General features: G+C 53.2%; 15 protein-coding genes, 2 pseudogenes and 1 riboswitch. Of the genes and pseudogenes, 9 read left to right on the forward strand and 8 right to left on the reverse strand.

Going from position 1 to position 14,829, the window contains the following annotated elements; all coding sequences use genetic code 11:
- Nucleotide 1 precedes the first annotated feature (1 nt).
- From A4308_RS17750 to A4308_RS17760, 3 genes are all read left to right on the forward strand, one after another.
- A complete protein-coding gene (locus A4308_RS17750; protein ID WP_014884275.1) occupies nt 2-580 on the forward strand; it encodes a CoA pyrophosphatase in 579 nt (192 codons plus the stop codon).
- Between the two features lie 184 nt (nt 581-764).
- Nucleotides 765-2,129 carry an L-serine ammonia-lyase gene (gene sdaA, locus A4308_RS17755; protein ID WP_045281191.1) on the forward strand — a complete coding sequence of 455 codons (1,365 nt, stop codon included), beginning with the start codon at nt 765-767 and terminating at the stop codon, nt 2,127-2,129.
- A gap of 130 nt (nt 2,130-2,259) precedes the next feature.
- On the forward strand, nt 2,260-3,858 hold the full coding sequence (locus tag A4308_RS17760) for an EAL domain-containing protein (RefSeq protein WP_045281190.1): 1,599 nt from the start codon (nt 2,260-2,262) through the stop codon (nt 3,856-3,858).
- Nucleotides 3,859-3,864: 6 nt separating this feature from the next.
- Here A4308_RS17760 and yoaE read toward each other — a convergent pair.
- Both yoaE and A4308_RS23025 read right to left on the reverse strand, forming a co-directional pair.
- A pseudogene (gene yoaE, locus A4308_RS17765) lies at nt 3,865-5,423 on the reverse strand (CNNM family cation transport protein YoaE).
- The gene (locus A4308_RS23025) at nt 5,411-5,620 is read right to left on the reverse strand and encodes a protein YoaL (RefSeq protein WP_370991304.1); all 210 of its coding nucleotides are present in this window, start codon (nt 5,618-5,620) and stop codon (nt 5,411-5,413) included. The pseudogene yoaE and the gene A4308_RS23025 overlap by 13 nt, the downstream one beginning before the upstream one ends.
- A gap of 264 nt (nt 5,621-5,884) precedes the next feature.
- On the opposite strand from A4308_RS23025, the gene manX reads away from it, so the two are divergent.
- The 5 genes from manX (at nt 5,885) to mntP (ending at nt 10,049) form a co-directional block, all read left to right on the forward strand.
- The gene (gene manX, locus A4308_RS17770; protein WP_023330636.1) at nt 5,885-6,850 is read left to right on the forward strand and encodes a PTS mannose transporter subunit IIAB; all 966 of its coding nucleotides are present in this window, start codon (nt 5,885-5,887) and stop codon (nt 6,848-6,850) included.
- Between the two features lie 47 nt (nt 6,851-6,897).
- A complete protein-coding gene (gene manY, locus A4308_RS17775; RefSeq protein ID WP_008500490.1) occupies nt 6,898-7,698 on the forward strand; it encodes a PTS mannose transporter subunit IIC in 801 nt (266 codons plus the stop codon).
- A 12-nt stretch (nt 7,699-7,710) separates the two neighbouring features.
- Complete coding sequence (locus A4308_RS17780; protein WP_006810994.1) at nt 7,711-8,562, forward strand: PTS mannose transporter subunit IID; 852 nt, start codon at nt 7,711-7,713, stop codon at nt 8,560-8,562.
- A gap of 61 nt (nt 8,563-8,623) precedes the next feature.
- Entirely contained in the window at nt 8,624-9,082 is a 459-nt protein-coding gene (locus A4308_RS17785; RefSeq protein ID WP_047026974.1) for a DUF986 family protein, read from the forward strand.
- 199 nt (nt 9,083-9,281) lie between these two features.
- Nucleotides 9,282-9,472: riboswitch (yybP-ykoY riboswitch) on the forward strand.
- Between the two features lie 10 nt (nt 9,473-9,482).
- The gene (mntP, locus tag A4308_RS17790; RefSeq protein ID WP_045281244.1) at nt 9,483-10,049 is read left to right on the forward strand and encodes a manganese efflux pump MntP; all 567 of its coding nucleotides are present in this window, start codon (nt 9,483-9,485) and stop codon (nt 10,047-10,049) included.
- Here the strand turns inward: mntP and rlmA are convergent.
- The 6 genes and pseudogenes from rlmA to mgrB all read right to left on the reverse strand — a co-directional run bounded on the left by rlmA (nt 10,046) and on the right by mgrB (nt 14,412).
- Complete coding sequence (gene rlmA / locus A4308_RS17795) at nt 10,046-10,861, reverse strand: 23S rRNA (guanine(745)-N(1))-methyltransferase (RefSeq protein WP_045134181.1); 816 nt, start codon at nt 10,859-10,861, stop codon at nt 10,046-10,048. The two genes, mntP and rlmA, sit on opposite strands and share 4 nt — an antisense overlap.
- A 67-nt stretch (nt 10,862-10,928) precedes the next feature.
- Entirely contained in the window at nt 10,929-12,647 is a 1,719-nt protein-coding gene (ftsI, locus tag A4308_RS17800) for a peptidoglycan glycosyltransferase FtsI (RefSeq protein WP_045281187.1), read from the reverse strand.
- A gap of 218 nt (nt 12,648-12,865) precedes the next feature.
- The gene (cspE, locus tag A4308_RS17805) at nt 12,866-13,075 is read right to left on the reverse strand and encodes a transcription antiterminator/RNA stability regulator CspE (RefSeq protein WP_001062678.1); all 210 of its coding nucleotides are present in this window, start codon (nt 13,073-13,075) and stop codon (nt 12,866-12,868) included.
- A 12-nt stretch (nt 13,076-13,087) separates the two neighbouring features.
- Nucleotides 13,088-13,232: pseudogene (locus A4308_RS17810) on the reverse strand (DUF2627 domain-containing protein).
- A 671-nt stretch (nt 13,233-13,903) separates the two neighbouring features.
- On the reverse strand, nt 13,904-14,194 hold the full coding sequence (locus A4308_RS17815) for a YebO family protein (protein ID WP_014884285.1): 291 nt from the start codon (nt 14,192-14,194) through the stop codon (nt 13,904-13,906).
- 74 nt (nt 14,195-14,268) lie between these two features.
- Nucleotides 14,269-14,412 (reverse strand): PhoP/PhoQ regulator MgrB, encoded by a 144-nt coding sequence (gene mgrB, locus A4308_RS17820; protein WP_014884286.1) that lies wholly within the window; start codon nt 14,410-14,412, stop codon nt 14,269-14,271.
- Nucleotides 14,413-14,572: 160 nt separating this feature from the next.
- On the opposite strand from mgrB, the gene A4308_RS17825 reads away from it, so the two are divergent.
- Nucleotides 14,573-14,812, forward strand: coding sequence for a YobH family protein (locus A4308_RS17825; RefSeq protein ID WP_045281186.1), 240 nt, complete (start codon nt 14,573-14,575; stop codon nt 14,810-14,812).
- Nucleotides 14,813-14,829: the final 17 nt, after the last annotated feature.

Below are 14,829 nucleotides of genomic sequence, written 5' to 3' on the forward strand. Positions count from 1 at the left end.
GGTGGAGAAAGAGAACCTGACGCTGGATGATTTTCTGTCGCGCTTTCAGCTTTTGCGACCGCAGGTCAACCGCGCCACGCTGAATCAACGTCAGGCGGCGGTGCTGATCCCGGTGGTGCGCCGGGAGCAGCCGGGGCTGTTGTTGACGCAGCGCTCGCCGCATATGCGTAAACACGCCGGTCAGGTTGCTTTTCCCGGAGGCGCGGTGGACAGCACCGATGCGTCGCTGATCGCCGCCGCGCTGCGGGAAGCCCAGGAAGAAGTGGCCATCCCGCCTGAGGCGGTCGAGGTGATAGGCGTGCTGCCGCCGGTCGACAGCGTGACCGGTTTTCAGGTCACGCCCGTGGTGGGGATTATCCCGCCGGGCCTGCAGTATCACGCCAGCGTCGATGAAGTGTCAGCCGTGTTTGAGATGCCGCTTGAAGAGGCGCTCCGGCTCAGCCGTTATCATCCGCTGGATATTCAGCGTCGTGGGCATGATCATCGGGTCTGGTTGTCCTGGTATCAGCATTATTTTGTCTGGGGCATGACGGCGGGGATCATTCGTGAACTGGCGCTGCAAATCGGCCTGAAACCTTGACTATACTTTACATTCCATCCTTTTTTGCAGGTTTGCGATCCGCGTCGCGCTATTAGCAAAACCCATCGTTAACCATTAGTTTAATTCATGTGAATAGTTAAGCCGAGGTCGGTGTTCCCTCTTACACTATGCGCAGTTATAACATCGTTACTGGAACCCCGGTAACCCTGTCAGGAGTGTGAAAGTGATTAGTATATTCGACATGTTTAAAGTGGGAATTGGCCCTTCGTCTTCCCATACTGTTGGGCCTATGAAGGCCGGTAAACAGTTCGTCGATGATCTGGTCGAAAAAGGATTACTGGAAAGCGTTACCCGTGTCGCCGTAGACGTTTACGGATCACTGTCATTAACGGGTAAAGGCCACCACACCGATATCGCCATTATTATGGGTCTGGCAGGCAATATGCCGGACACTGTTGATATTGATGCCATCCCGGCATTTATCCGCGACGTGGAAACGCGCGGACGCCTGCTGCTGGCTAACGGCCAGCATGAAGTGGATTTCCCGCAGGATGACGGCATGCGTTTTCGCAGCGACAACCTGCCGCTGCATGAAAACGGCATGACCATTCATGCCTGGAGCGGTGAAAAAGAGATTTACAGCAAAACGTACTACTCCATCGGCGGTGGCTTCATCGTGGATGAAGAGCATTTTGGCAAAGACAGCGTTGGCGACGTCAGCGTCCCGTATCCGTTTAAGTCGGCTACCGAGATGTTGGGGTACTGCAAAGAGACCGGTCTTTCCCTGTCCGGTATGGTTATGCAGAACGAACTGGCGCTGCACAGCAAAAAAGAGATTGAAGACTATTTTGCTAACGTGTGGCAAACCATGCGCGCCTGTATTGACCGCGGGATGAACACCGAAGGCGTATTGCCTGGGCCACTGCGCGTGCCGCGTCGTGCCTCTGCCCTGCGCCGTATGCTGGTGACTACGGATAAATTCTCGAATGACCCGATGAACGTGGTCGACTGGGTAAACATGTTTGCCCTGGCGGTTAACGAAGAGAACGCCGCCGGTGGCCGCGTCGTGACGGCGCCAACCAACGGTGCCTGCGGTATCGTTCCAGCGGTACTGGCCTACTACGATCACTTTATTGAGCCTGTCACGCCCGATATCTTTATCCGCTATTTCCTCGCGGCAGGGGCCATCGGCGCGCTGTACAAGATGAACGCGTCCATCTCCGGTGCGGAAGTGGGCTGTCAGGGTGAAGTGGGCGTTGCCTGCTCAATGGCTGCCGCCGGTCTGGCTGAACTGTTGGGTGCAAGCCCTGAACAGGTTTGCGTGGCGGCAGAGATTGGTATGGAGCATAACCTCGGTCTGACCTGTGACCCTGTCGCGGGCCAGGTACAGGTACCGTGCATTGAGCGTAACGCGATTGCCTCTGTCAAAGCGATCAACGCCTCACGCATGGCGATGCGCCGTACCAGCGAACCGCGCGTGTCGCTGGATAAGGTCATCGAAACCATGTACGAAACCGGCAAAGACATGAACGCGAAGTACCGTGAGACGTCGCGTGGTGGTCTGGCTATTAAGGTGCAGTGCGACTAATACTCGCTTTCGCCCATCTGCAACGGATGGGCGAATTTCCCCCCTCTTTCTCGTCTCCTTTCGCTTTCCCCACTACACTTTTACTGTTGCGTCCGGCTTTTGGGGCTGGTGGCTTATCAGGCGACCGTTCATGCAAACTGCACAAACGATCATTAAACATTACCGCCGAAAACGCGTTATCGTCTGTGTGACGGTTGCGATCCTTACGCTCATTCTGACCCTGGGCGCTCGCTTTATTTCTCAGCGCAACGTTAACCAGCAGCGGGTACTCGACTTCAGCAGCCATACCGTTCGCTCTCTGGATAATCTTCTCCTTTCGCTGGAAAAACGCCGCAGCGTGTTCCAACAGCTGGTGGGTCAGCCCTGCCCTCAGGCACATTTGGCCCTGCGAAAACAGGCGGCCATTTTGCAAACGGTACGCTCCATTGCCCTGATTAAAGACGGTATCCTGTATTGCTCCAGTGTTTTCGGCAGCCGTAATATTCCCATCCGCGACTTTCTCCCGGAATTACCCGCCAGCACGCCGAAGCTGATTTTATCGACCGATCGGTGGCTGATGAAGGGCAGTCCGATCTTGATCCAGTGGAACCCGGTGTCCCAGGACGGGGAAGATGGCGTCATTGAGATCATTAATATTGATTTGATCACCAGAATGATACTGGAGCCCGAGCGTCCACTTATTGATGATGTGGCGTTATCCGTGGGCGATCGTTTTTTGCGCTATGGTCAACGGGTCACTGATAGCCTGACTTTCGGAAAGGCTGGCGCGCTTGTTCAGCTGTCATCCACCCACAACCCCTTCTCCATCATCGTCAGCGGGCCAGGTCCAGGAGAGCTGGCCCTGAAGACCCTGCCCGCGCAGCTTCCGTTGGGTCTTATGCTGAGCCTGCTGCTGGGCTATCTCGCCTGGCTGGCGACGGCGAACAGGATGAGTTTCACGTGGGAGATTGATATGGGCATTGCGGCCCGGGAATTCGAGCTTTTCTGCCAGCCGCTGGTGAATGCCCGTACTCAGGCGTGCGTCGGCGTTGAAATTCTGCTGCGCTGGAATAACCCGCGACAGGGGTGGATCTCCCCGGAAGTGTTTATTCCTCTGGCGGAAGAACATAATCTGATTGTCCCTCTGACACGCTATGTCCTCGCCGAAACCGTACGTCAGATAGGCTACTTTCCTTCCAGCGCCGGTTTTCACATCGGCATTAACGTCGCAGCCAGCCATTTCCGTCACGCGGTGTTGTTACAGGACCTGAACCGCCTCTGGTTCAGCGCTAACCCGCGTCAGCAGCTGGTGATTGAATTAACGGAACGGGATGCCCTTCCGGATGCGGAATATCGTATTGTGCGCGAACTGCATCGCAAAGGGGTGAAGCTTGCCATCGACGATTTTGGTACCGGAAACAGCTCCCTCTCCTGGCTTGAAAAGCTGCACCCGGACGTACTAAAAATCGACCAGTCGTTTATCACCGCCATTGGCACCGACGCCGTGAATTCAACGGTGACGGATATCATCATTGCACTGGGTCAGCGACTCAATATCGAACTGGTGGCTGAAGGGGTCGAAACAGAGGAGCAGGCGCGATATCTGCGCCGCCATGGTGTATCGGTCCTGCAGGGATTTTACTATGCGCGGCCGATGCCGCTGAGAGACTTTCCACAATGGCTGGCGGGAAGTACTCCCCCGCCAGCACAGCATAACGGACACATTGTGCCCTTAATGCCCCTGCGTTAAGCAGAGCTATTCTTCTTCATCGTGGACAGATTGTTCTTTAACAATACGGACCATATCAACGCGATAGTCGTTGGCTTCAACAATGGTAATGTGCAGCGGCGGCAACTCAATCACATCCCCGATACGCGGGATTTGCCCGTTCACGGCGATAACCAGACCGGCAACGGTCGCAATGTCTTCTTCATCGTTGACCACGTTTTCCACCCCGAGCGTGTGCGAGAGCGCGTGCAGGTCGGTCGTGCCTTTAACCAGCCAGCCTTCGCCGTCGGCGACGATCTCAGGCGTTTCGTCGGCATCCGGGAACTCACCGGCAATCGCTTCCAGCACGTCCAGCGGCGTGACCAGCCCCTGCACCACACCGAACTCGTTGGTGACGATAACGAAGCTGCCGCGTGCGCGTCGCAACACGCCCAGCAGGTTGATCGGATCCAGCGTTTCCGGCACAACAATCGCAGGCGATGCAGCCGCAATGGCTTCGACGTTGACGCCCTCTTCCAGGGCCACCAGCATCTCTTTCGCGCGCACGACGCCGATGATCTCATCCAGTTCACCGCGACACACCGGGAACAGGCTGTGCGGTGAAGAGAGCAACTGCTGACGAATTTCATCCACGCTCAGGTTCGCATCGACCCAGCTGATTTCCCCGCGCGGGGTCATGATTCCGCGCAGCGAACGGGAAGCAAGGGAGAGCACGCCGTTGATCATGTAGCGCTCTTCTTCTACAAACGCCCCTTCCGGAACCGGCACCGGATTACGGTTTTCAGTATCAGACTGAACGTTCACCTGGCGACGACCGCCCATCAGACGCAGAATGGCATCCGCGGTACGGGCACGCAGCGGCTGATTCGACTGCTGCTTAATAAAGTTCCGGCGCGCAATCTGGTTGAACAGTTCAATCAGGATCGAGAAGCCAATTGCGGCGTACAGATAACCTTTCGGAATATGGAAGCCAAAACCTTCCGCTACCAGGCTCAGACCAATCATCAGCAGGAAGCTCAGACAGAGCACAACCACCGTCGGATGTTGGTTGACGAAACGCGTCAGCGGTTTCGACGCCAGCAGCATGACCGCCATAGCAATGACCACAGCCGCCATCATCACCGGAAGATGGTTCACCATGCCGACCGCCGTGATTACCGCATCCAGCGAGAAGACCGCATCCAGCACGACGATCTGCAGCACCACCACCCAGAAACTGGCGTAGCCCTTACCGTGTCCATCGTCGTGCTGACGGTTTTCCAGCCGCTCGTGGAGTTCCGTGGTCGCTTTAAAGAGCAGGAATATCCCCCGATCAGCATGATTAAATCACGCCCGGAGAAGGTGTAATCCATGACGGAGAACAGCGGTTTTGTCAGTGTGACCATCCAGGAAATGACGGAAAGCAGTCCCAGTCGCATGACCAGCGCCAGCGAGAGGCCAATCAGACGCGCTTTATCACGCTGTTTTGGCGGCAGCTTATCCGCAAGGATGGCGATAAACACCAGGTTATCGATGCCGAGAACGATCTCCAGCACCACCAGCGTGAGCAATCCCACCCAGATTGACGGGTCCATTAAGAATTCCATGACAAGCTCCTGCTAAAGGAATGACGAAACGGTGCCCCACTCAACGTGGGCAAAACAGAGGAAGACAGAGTCGGTACATGGCGAGGATCGCCGGTGAAAAAGGCGCAAATTGGCCTGAAAGATGACTGACGTCGGTGACGGTCCATATAGTGGGCTGTAGCCCTATACTCCTGAACAGGTAAACGGAGGCTAAACATATCAGAGACACCAGGTTTTAAGCAAAGATTTACGTTCTTTTGCAAAAACGCAATAAGACTAAATTTGTGTTGAGAATTTTCTCGATCGGGAAAGCTAAATTACGGATCTTCATCACATAAATTATTTTTTCACTGTCTAAAATAATTCGCGGAAGTCTTAGTTTTTTGAACTCTAACCCTTATCTGAATCGATTCGGTTCGCCAATACGATTCTCAGTACGTCTGCCCGGCAGGCGTATTAATGATAATAAAAGGAGGTAGCAAGTGACCATTGCTATTGTCATAGGCACACATGGTTGGGCTGCTGAGCAGCTACTCAAAACGGCAGAGATGCTGTTGGGCGAGCAGGAAAACGTCGGCTGGATCGATTTCGTTCCCGGTGAAAACGCCGAGACGCTGATTGAGAAGTACAACGCTCAACTCTCGAAGCTGGATACCAGCAAAGGCGTGCTGTTTCTCGTTGATACATGGGGCGGCAGCCCGTTCAATGCTGCCAGCCGTATTGTCGTCGATAAAGAGCATTATGAAGTCGTCGCCGGCGTTAACATACCCATGCTGGTGGAAACCTTTATGGCGCGCGACGACAACCCGACTTTTGATGAGCTTGTCGCCCTGGCGGTTGAAACGGGCCGTGAGGGCGTGAAAGCCCTGAAAGCACAGCCGGTTGAGAAACCCGCTCCCGCGGCAGCAGCAGCACCGAAAGTGGCTACACCGGCAAAACCCATGGGCCCGAATGATTATATGGTCATCGGCCTTGCACGTATTGATGACCGATTAATCCACGGCCAGGTGGCAACGCGCTGGACTAAAGAGACCAACGTTCGCCGCATTATCGTCGTCAGCGACGAAGTTGCCGCCGACACCGTACGTAAAACCCTTCTGACTCAGGTTGCTCCTCCTGGCGTCACCGCGCACGTGGTGGATGTCGCCAAGATGATCCGCGTTTACAACAACCCGAAATACGCGGGTGAGCGCGTAATGCTGCTGTTTACTAACCCGACAGACGTTGAGCGCATTGTTGAAGGCGGCGTGAAAATCACCTCCGTGAACATTGGGGGTATGGCGTTCCGTCAGGGCAAAACGCAGGTCAACAACGCCATTTCAGTCGATGCGAAAGATATCGAGGCATTCAACAAGCTGAATGCGCGCGGTATTGAGCTGGAAGCCCGTAAAGTTTCCACTGACCAGAAACTGAAAATGATGGATTTGATCGGTAAAGTTGGGAAATAAGCCCGCGCCGGTTTTTCACATAAAGCTTATGTAATAGGAGAAGTACAATGGAGATTACCACTCTTCAGATTGTGCTGGTGTTCGTCGTCGCATGTATTGCGGGTATGGAATCCGTACTTGATGAATTTCAGTTCCACCGTCCTCTGGTGGCCTGTACGTTGATTGGTGCCGTACTGGGTGATATGAAAACCGGTATCATCATCGGGGGTACGCTGGAAATGATCGCCCTCGGCTGGATGAACATCGGTGCTGCCGTTGCGCCAGATGCCGCGCTGGCCTCCATCATTTCGACCGTTCTGGTTATTGCCGGTCATCAGAGTATCGGTGCAGGTATCGCTCTGGCCATTCCTCTGGCTGCAGCAGGCCAGGTTCTGACCATTATCGTACGTACCATCACCGTTGCTTTCCAGCACGCGGCGGATAAGGCGGCCGAAAACGGCAACCTCACGGCACTCTCCTGGATCCACGTTTCATCCCTGTTCCTGCAGGCGATGCGTATCGCCATTCCGGCGGTTATCGTTGCGATCTCAGTCGGTACCAGTGAAGTCCAGAGCATGCTGAACGCCATTCCAGAAGTGGTCACCGGCGGTCTGAACATCGCGGGCGGTATGATCGTGGTCGTTGGTTATGCGATGGTCATTAACATGATGCGCGCAGGCTACCTGATGCCGTTCTTCTACCTCGGCTTCGTCACCGCAGCATTCACCAACTTCAACCTGGTTGCACTGGGTGTCATTGGTGCCGTAATGGCAATTCTCTACATCCAGCTCAGCCCGAAATATAACCGCGTTGCGGGTGCCCCAGCGCAGGCTGCTGGTAACAACGATCTCGATAACGAACTGGACTAACAGGTGAGCGAAATGGTTGATATGACAAAAACTACCACCGAGAAAAAACTCACTCCGGGTGATATTCGTGGCGTGTTCATCCGTTCTAACCTGTTTCAGGGTTCATGGAACTTCGAACGTATGCAGGCGCTGGGCTTCTGCTTCTCCATGGTACCGGCGATCAAGCGCCTGTACCCGGAAAATAACGAAGCACGACGTCAGGCGATTAAGCGTCACCTGGAATTTTTCAACACCCATCCATATGTAGCCGCGCCGGTTCTGGGCGTAACGCTGGCGATGGAAGAGCAGCGTGCCAACGGCGCAGAGATTGACGATGGTGCGATCAACGGTATCAAAGTCGGTCTGATGGGTCCTCTGGCCGGTGTAGGTGACCCTATCTTCTGGGGTACGGTTCGTCCGGTCTTTGCAGCACTGGGGGCGGGGATCGCCATGAGCGGCAGCCTGCTCGGTCCTCTGCTGTTCTTTATCCTGTTCAACGCAGTGCGACTGCTGACACGTTACTACGGCGTGGCCTACGGCTACCGCAAGGGCGTGGATATTGTTAAGGATATGGGCGGCGGCTTCCTGCAGAAACTGACCGAGGGGGCGTCAATCCTGGGCCTGTTTGTGATGGGGGCACTGGTGAACAAGTGGACGCACGTGAACATCCCGCTGGTGGTATCGACCATCACCGGCCAGGATGGTCAGACCCGCGTTACCACCGTGCAGACTATCCTGGATCAGCTGATGCCGGGCCTGGTACCGCTGCTGTTGACCTTCGCCTGTATGTGGCTGCTGCGTAAGAAGGTGAACCCGCTGTGGATCATCGTTGGCTTCTTCGTCATCGGTATCGCGGGCTACGCTGTCGGCCTGCTGGGTCTGTAAAGCAGTAACGTGAGACGCCGGGGGCTTGCCCCCGGTTTTTTATCGGTTATCCGGAGGATGAATGACTGTCACGGACATCGTACTGGTTTTATTTATTGTTGCCCTTCTGGCTTACGCTATCTATGACGAGTTCATTATGCCTCGCCGCCACGGCGAGACGCTACTGACCCTTCCCCTCTTACGCCGCGGACGCATTGATGCGTTTATCTTCGCGGGTCTGGTGGTCATTCTGATCTACAATAACGTCACCAGCCACGGTGCAATATTAACCACATGGTTATTATGTGCGCTGGCATTAATGGCGATTTACCTTTTCTGGATCCGTTCGCCAAAACTCATTTTTAAAAAACACGGATTCTTCTTCGCCAACGTATGGATAGAATATAACCGCATTAAAGAGATGAATTTATCCGAAGACGGTGTGTTAGTGATGCAATTAGAACAACGCCGCCTGCTCATCCGGGTCAAGAATATTGATGACCTTGAGAAAATATACACATTACTCCTTAAAACTCAATGAGTTAAATTTATAGCATCGGCTATATATTACGCTATTTTCTCACCCTGAATATAGCCGTTGCTATATCTGCTATCCTCTTTTGACTTATATTCATTAACGATATTTTCACGCATAAACCTAAATGAAAATCGTTATCAAGAAAGCGAGTAAATTAAGCCTTCCTCGATGTTGTTTTATATTCTCAAAATATGTTAAGGTTGCGCCCGTCGTTGGGGAGTAGCCGATTTCCTGCACGCAGGAAATGTACGTGTCAACATACTCGTTGAAAAACGTGGCACGTACGGATCGCTTTCAGCACGCTTACGGTGCAAAAGAGATCAGGCGAGACCATAGATACATCAACTGCTGTTTACTGGGGGCAGTGATGTGTCATATGGATATCCCCGGTCTGGACGCTGTTATGAATATCTCCGCTACGATCCTTCTCGCTTTTGGCATGTCCATGGACGCTTTTGCTGCCTCCATTGGCAAGGGTGCCACGCTCCACAAACCTAAATTCTCAGAAGCACTGCGTACCGGGCTGATTTTTGGCGCCATCGAAACGCTGACACCGCTCATGGGTTGGGGTCTGGGTATGCTCGCCAGCCAGTTCGTGCTCGAGTGGAATCACTGGATCGCGTTCGTTCTGCTGGTGTTTCTCGGTGGCCGAATGGTCATCGAGGGTTTTCGCGGCGGGGATGATGAAGATGCGGAACCGCAATACCGCCATGGATTCTGGCTGCTGGTGACGACCGCTATCGCCACAAGCCTTGACGCCATGGCCGTCGGGGTGGGTCTGGCTTTCCTGCAGGTTAACATTATCGCCACTGCGCTGGCCATTGGCTGTGCAACACTTATTATGTCCACGCTGGGCATAATGGTCGGACGCTTTATCGGCCCGCTACTGGGTAAACGCGCCGAGATCTTAGGCGGTATCGTTTTGATCGGCATTGGTGCCCAGATCCTCTGGGCACACTTCGCGGGTTAAGCGTCGCGCTGCCAGACATGGATACTGAAATCTGTCTGGCAGCTAAACGTCGTCCGGGCCGCTAGCGCCGCCCAAACTTCCGGTTTTGCCCGCCACGCGAACGGCGTCATCTGCAACAGTGCTACCGCCTCCTGCCCCTCCAGATCCATTTGATACGCCACTGACTGCTCCTGCTTCAGCGTAAAACCGGCCAGCTGTTCAGAATGGGGGGCATGCAGACGCACGTCATCATAGATGAGCCCTTTCAGTTCCATCAGGTGACGCGGGCCGGGTGTGACGGTGATGACCCATCCGCCGGGTTTCACCACCCGTGCAAGCTCTTGCGCTTTACAGGGAGCATAGATGCGGATGATAGCGTCCATACTGGCATCTTCGAACGGCAACCGGTGGCTTGAAGCCACGCAGTACGTCACGCCAGCGTAGCGTTTAGCCGCCGCGCGAATGGCCACTTTCGACACGTCGAGACCGAATGTTACGGCCCCCTTCTCACGCGCCACTTCCGCAAACCGCGCGGTGTAGTATCCTTCTCCACAACCGATATCCAGCATGGCGGACGCCGAATCAGGCAACATATCATCCAGCATCTGCGCAACTGTCTCCCGCAGCGGCAGATAGTGTCCGGCATCGAGAAATGCACGGCGTGCCTGCATCATCTCCGCACTATCGCCCGGATCGCGGGAGCGCTTATGCTGCACCGGCAGAAGATTCACATATCCTTCTTTCGCCATATCAAACTGATGTCCCTGCGGACAACGATAACTTTTATCTGAGCGCATCAGCGACGCATGACAAAGGGGGCAACTGAAGGACATGGCAACTCCGGGGCATAAACCAAAGGGCGAAGTGTACCGCTATTCGCCCCGCTATAAAACGGCTGGATTACCGCATGACGATAAGGTGGTCAGAACCGGCCGGGAGGCCATCAGGTTTTATATTCTCCAGGCGCAGCACGTTGCCCATGATTTCGCTGAAAACCGGCGCTGAAACCGCCCCACCGTAGTACGCCCCGTTTTGAGGCTCGTTAATCACCACGACCAGCGCAAAACGCGGATCGCTCGCAGGCGCGACGCCCGCGGTATAGGCGACATATTTATCGACATATTTGCCGCTGTCATCAATCTTCTTCGCCGTACCGGTTTTTACCGCCACGCGGTAATCACGCACCGCGGCCTTAACGCCACCGCCACCGGGTAGCGCAACGCTCTCCATCATATGCTCCACCTCATGCGCGATCTCCTCCGGCATAACGCGGTGCCCGATAACGGGGGGATCGATGCGGGTGATCGACAGGGGACGCTCCAGTCCAAATCCGCCAATCGTCGCATAGACGTGGGCAAGCTGGAGCGGCGTCACCATCAGGCCATAGCCGAAGGCAAAGGTCGCGCGGTCGAGCTGGCTCCAGTACTTACGCTGTGGCAACAGGCCCGCGCTCTCACCCGTTAAGCCAAGACCCGTGTTCGTGCCAAAACCAAAGTTCCGGTAGGTATCAAGAAGGTGCTGTATGGGCATCGCCAGCGAGAGCCGGGAGACTCCGGTATCGCTCGATTTCTGCAGGATCCCGGTCATCGTCAGCTCCGGGTAGTAGCCCACGTCGCGAATACGGTGTCCATCAAGTGTATAAGGATGGGTGTCAATCACGCTGTCCGGCTGGACCAGCCCCTGCTGCAGCGCCGTCATCAGCACCAGCGGTTTAACGGTCGAACCGGGTTCGAACGTATCGCTAATAGCCCGGTTACGAAAATCGTTAATTGTCGCGCCTTCCCGGTTATTGGGGTTGAAGTCCGGGTAACTCGCCATGGCGAGTATTTCGCCGGTTGGGATATTGATCAATACCGATGCCCCTGACTCGGCCTTATTCCAGGCCACGGCATTATCCAGCGCGTCTTCGGTAATGGTCTGTAGCCGCTCGTCGATGCTGAGCTGAATGTTATGCGCTGGCGTGGGCGCAACTTCCGTCAGGTTTTCAACCACCCGGCCGTAGCGATCCTCCCTTACCTGTCGGACACCCGCTTTACCCGTCAGCTGAGTATTAAAGCTTTTTTCCACCCCTTCAATGCCCTGCCCGTCAATATTGGTGAAGCCAATCAGATTGGCCGCCACGTGGCCTGCCGGGTAAAAACGGCGCGATTCATCACGCAGGTTAATTCCCGGCAAATTCAGTTTATCAATCCATTTGGCCTGCGCAGGATCAACCTGACGAGCCAGGTAAATGAACCGGCCCCTGGGATTGGCGTTAATGCGCGAAGAGAGGGTATTCAGGGAGAGATGAAGCGCGCTCGCAAGCGCCTGCCAGCGATCGTCAAAACCAACGCCCCCTTTTGCGAGTACCGTTTTAGGGTCGGCCCATACGGCTCTGACGGGCACGCTGACCGCCAGAGGTCGGCCTTCACGATCCGTGATCATCCCTCGTGGAGCATCAATCGTCAGCTGACGCAGCGATCGCATATCTTCCTGCTTCACCAGGTTGTCTGGTTTGATGATTTGTAGCCAGGCAACACGACCCAGTAAAAAAGCCAGACTGCAGAAAATAGCAAAACAGAGCAGCGCAAAACGCGCTGGTGTGAAATTGCCAGCGCTCGTAATTAATTTCTTTTTCACCTGAACCCCAGAGCTGTTAAACAACGCTCTGATTTAACGGGAAAAGATGCGCTGAGGGAGGCGAAACTGTGCTTCTAACCTCGCAGCTTTGCAACAAGTTGCTAACAAGACAGAGGATAGTCATATTTTGAAAGATAGGGGCATAAAAAAGCCCCGCATTGTGCGAGGCTTTATGTCTGAGATTGAAGTGCTACGCGCTTCAGTCAGCAGCGGTTCGATCAGATAGCAGTTACGTTAACTGCAGCTGGGCCTTTCTGGCCGTCCTGAATTTCGAACTCAACGTTCTGGCCTTCAGCCAGAGTTTTGAAGCCGTTACCCTGGATTGCAGAGAAGTGTACGAACACGTCTTTGCTGCCGTCAGCAGGAGTAATGAAACCAAAACCTTTAGACTCGTTGAACCACTTAACTTGACCTTTAATCTTTGCCATTTGCAAAATTCCTTAGAGTGTTTTCTTAGCCCGCAGGCATTGACTGAGATAAAACTGAGACATTACTGCATGAGGCACTAATATAAGGTTCGGCAGAGAAGCGGTATTCAACGACAACGTGTTTACTCAGGACTTCTTTACTGAAAATGCCACACATAAACAGAACTGTACCTCGTTTGACCCAAAACGTGTTATCACACACTATGTTTAATATGGCAAGCCATTTTTAAACATGTCTCGATCCGCCGCACAAATTCGAACACTGTCTGTAAGGATTTGCACAATTATGCGCGATACACACAGACAGCTTAACGCTCTTACACAGGCTCTACGGTGCTTTCGCAAGCACTGTAATCTAAGACTTTTTTAACATAGCTCAATCATTACAATGCGTCCAGCAACCGTGAAAAGAAATCTTCGGAATTGATTGAGTTAGAACAAATTGTGAAAACTTATGCTTAAATCATTGCAACGGGGGCGTATTGTTTCAGGAAAAACTCAATGTTAATAATCCGCACCGAACTGTATTAAAATGCAGCAGGTAATAAGGAGGGTTATGCACCAAAATAATGAAATTTTTATGACGCTGCATCAAAACAAGGCAAGCAAAACGTTTCGATAAAAATAAAACATTTTTGAGCGTAGATACATACAGAATATATGCAACAATTCATCGCTTCGTTTATAAGGATAAATAATCGCCAGTTTTCAGTATCCTGAAAGTACTATTAACTGGTGCTAAATTATCTGCCTTACCACTTAACGCGTTTTCAGGGAGGGATTACACCTGGACTGAACCAGACCACAGTCCCTCCCGGGACACGGCAATCAGCGCTCAGCCACCAGACGGATAAAATCGTCCTGATCCTGGTTGTTTTCAGCGACAGCCTCTTTTGACTCGTCTTTCCCTTCCGGTTCGTTAGCCTCGCACAGACGACGCAGCAGCGCATTCTGACGCTTTTGCTGATCGAGCAGCGCTTCCAGCAGTTCAATCTGCTCGTTTGTACGGGAACTGGCACGGTTCACGAAAAACCAAATGACCAGACCCACCAGCAGAACAACCAAAGAGATCATCAGGGATGCTACATTCAGCAACCCTGAGTTCAGTAACTCACCCATTTCACCACCTCAATAAAAACGCCTATTTTACCACTGGTGCGAAGGAAGGAAATCACCTTAAGAAAAAATGCGTGCTACCACGGGATAAACTTATTGATTGCGCAAACGCCGCTAAAAAACTGTACATCCTGATCGCACATCACATTGATCGTCTGCGTCCATAACACCACGCACGCTATCAGTACGACAATCAGAATCACCCAGCGTATTTTTTTCACTCCACACTCCGTCTAAAGACCTGATACAACCAGGTTATCACGGTGACCTTAAACAAGGACTAACTGTACCAACATCAGGTCTTTTTCAGAATCCTGCACTTGTTTCATTACGTAAACCGTTTAGGCTAGCCTCATGATAACAACGATAAAAGAGGTAACAATGCGCGTAATCATTCGAACGATTTTAGTACTGGCGATACTCTGGATTGGACTTTTGTTAACCGGCTACGGTGTGCTTGTGGGAAGCACCGAAAATGCAGCAGGCTTAGGTATTCAGTGTAAGTACGTAACAGCACAAGGCGTAAGCACGGCGCAGTATCTCCATTCTGATAGCGGCATCATTGGTTTAACCAACTGCCCGGTACTGAGAAAGATGTCCGTAGTGGTTGATAATGGCTAACTGGCCTGGTTAACCAC

It is taken from the genome of Enterobacter sp. ODB01, from assembly GCF_001623605.1.
In the GTDB taxonomy this organism is placed as follows: domain Bacteria; phylum Pseudomonadota; class Gammaproteobacteria; order Enterobacterales; family Enterobacteriaceae; genus Enterobacter; species Enterobacter kobei.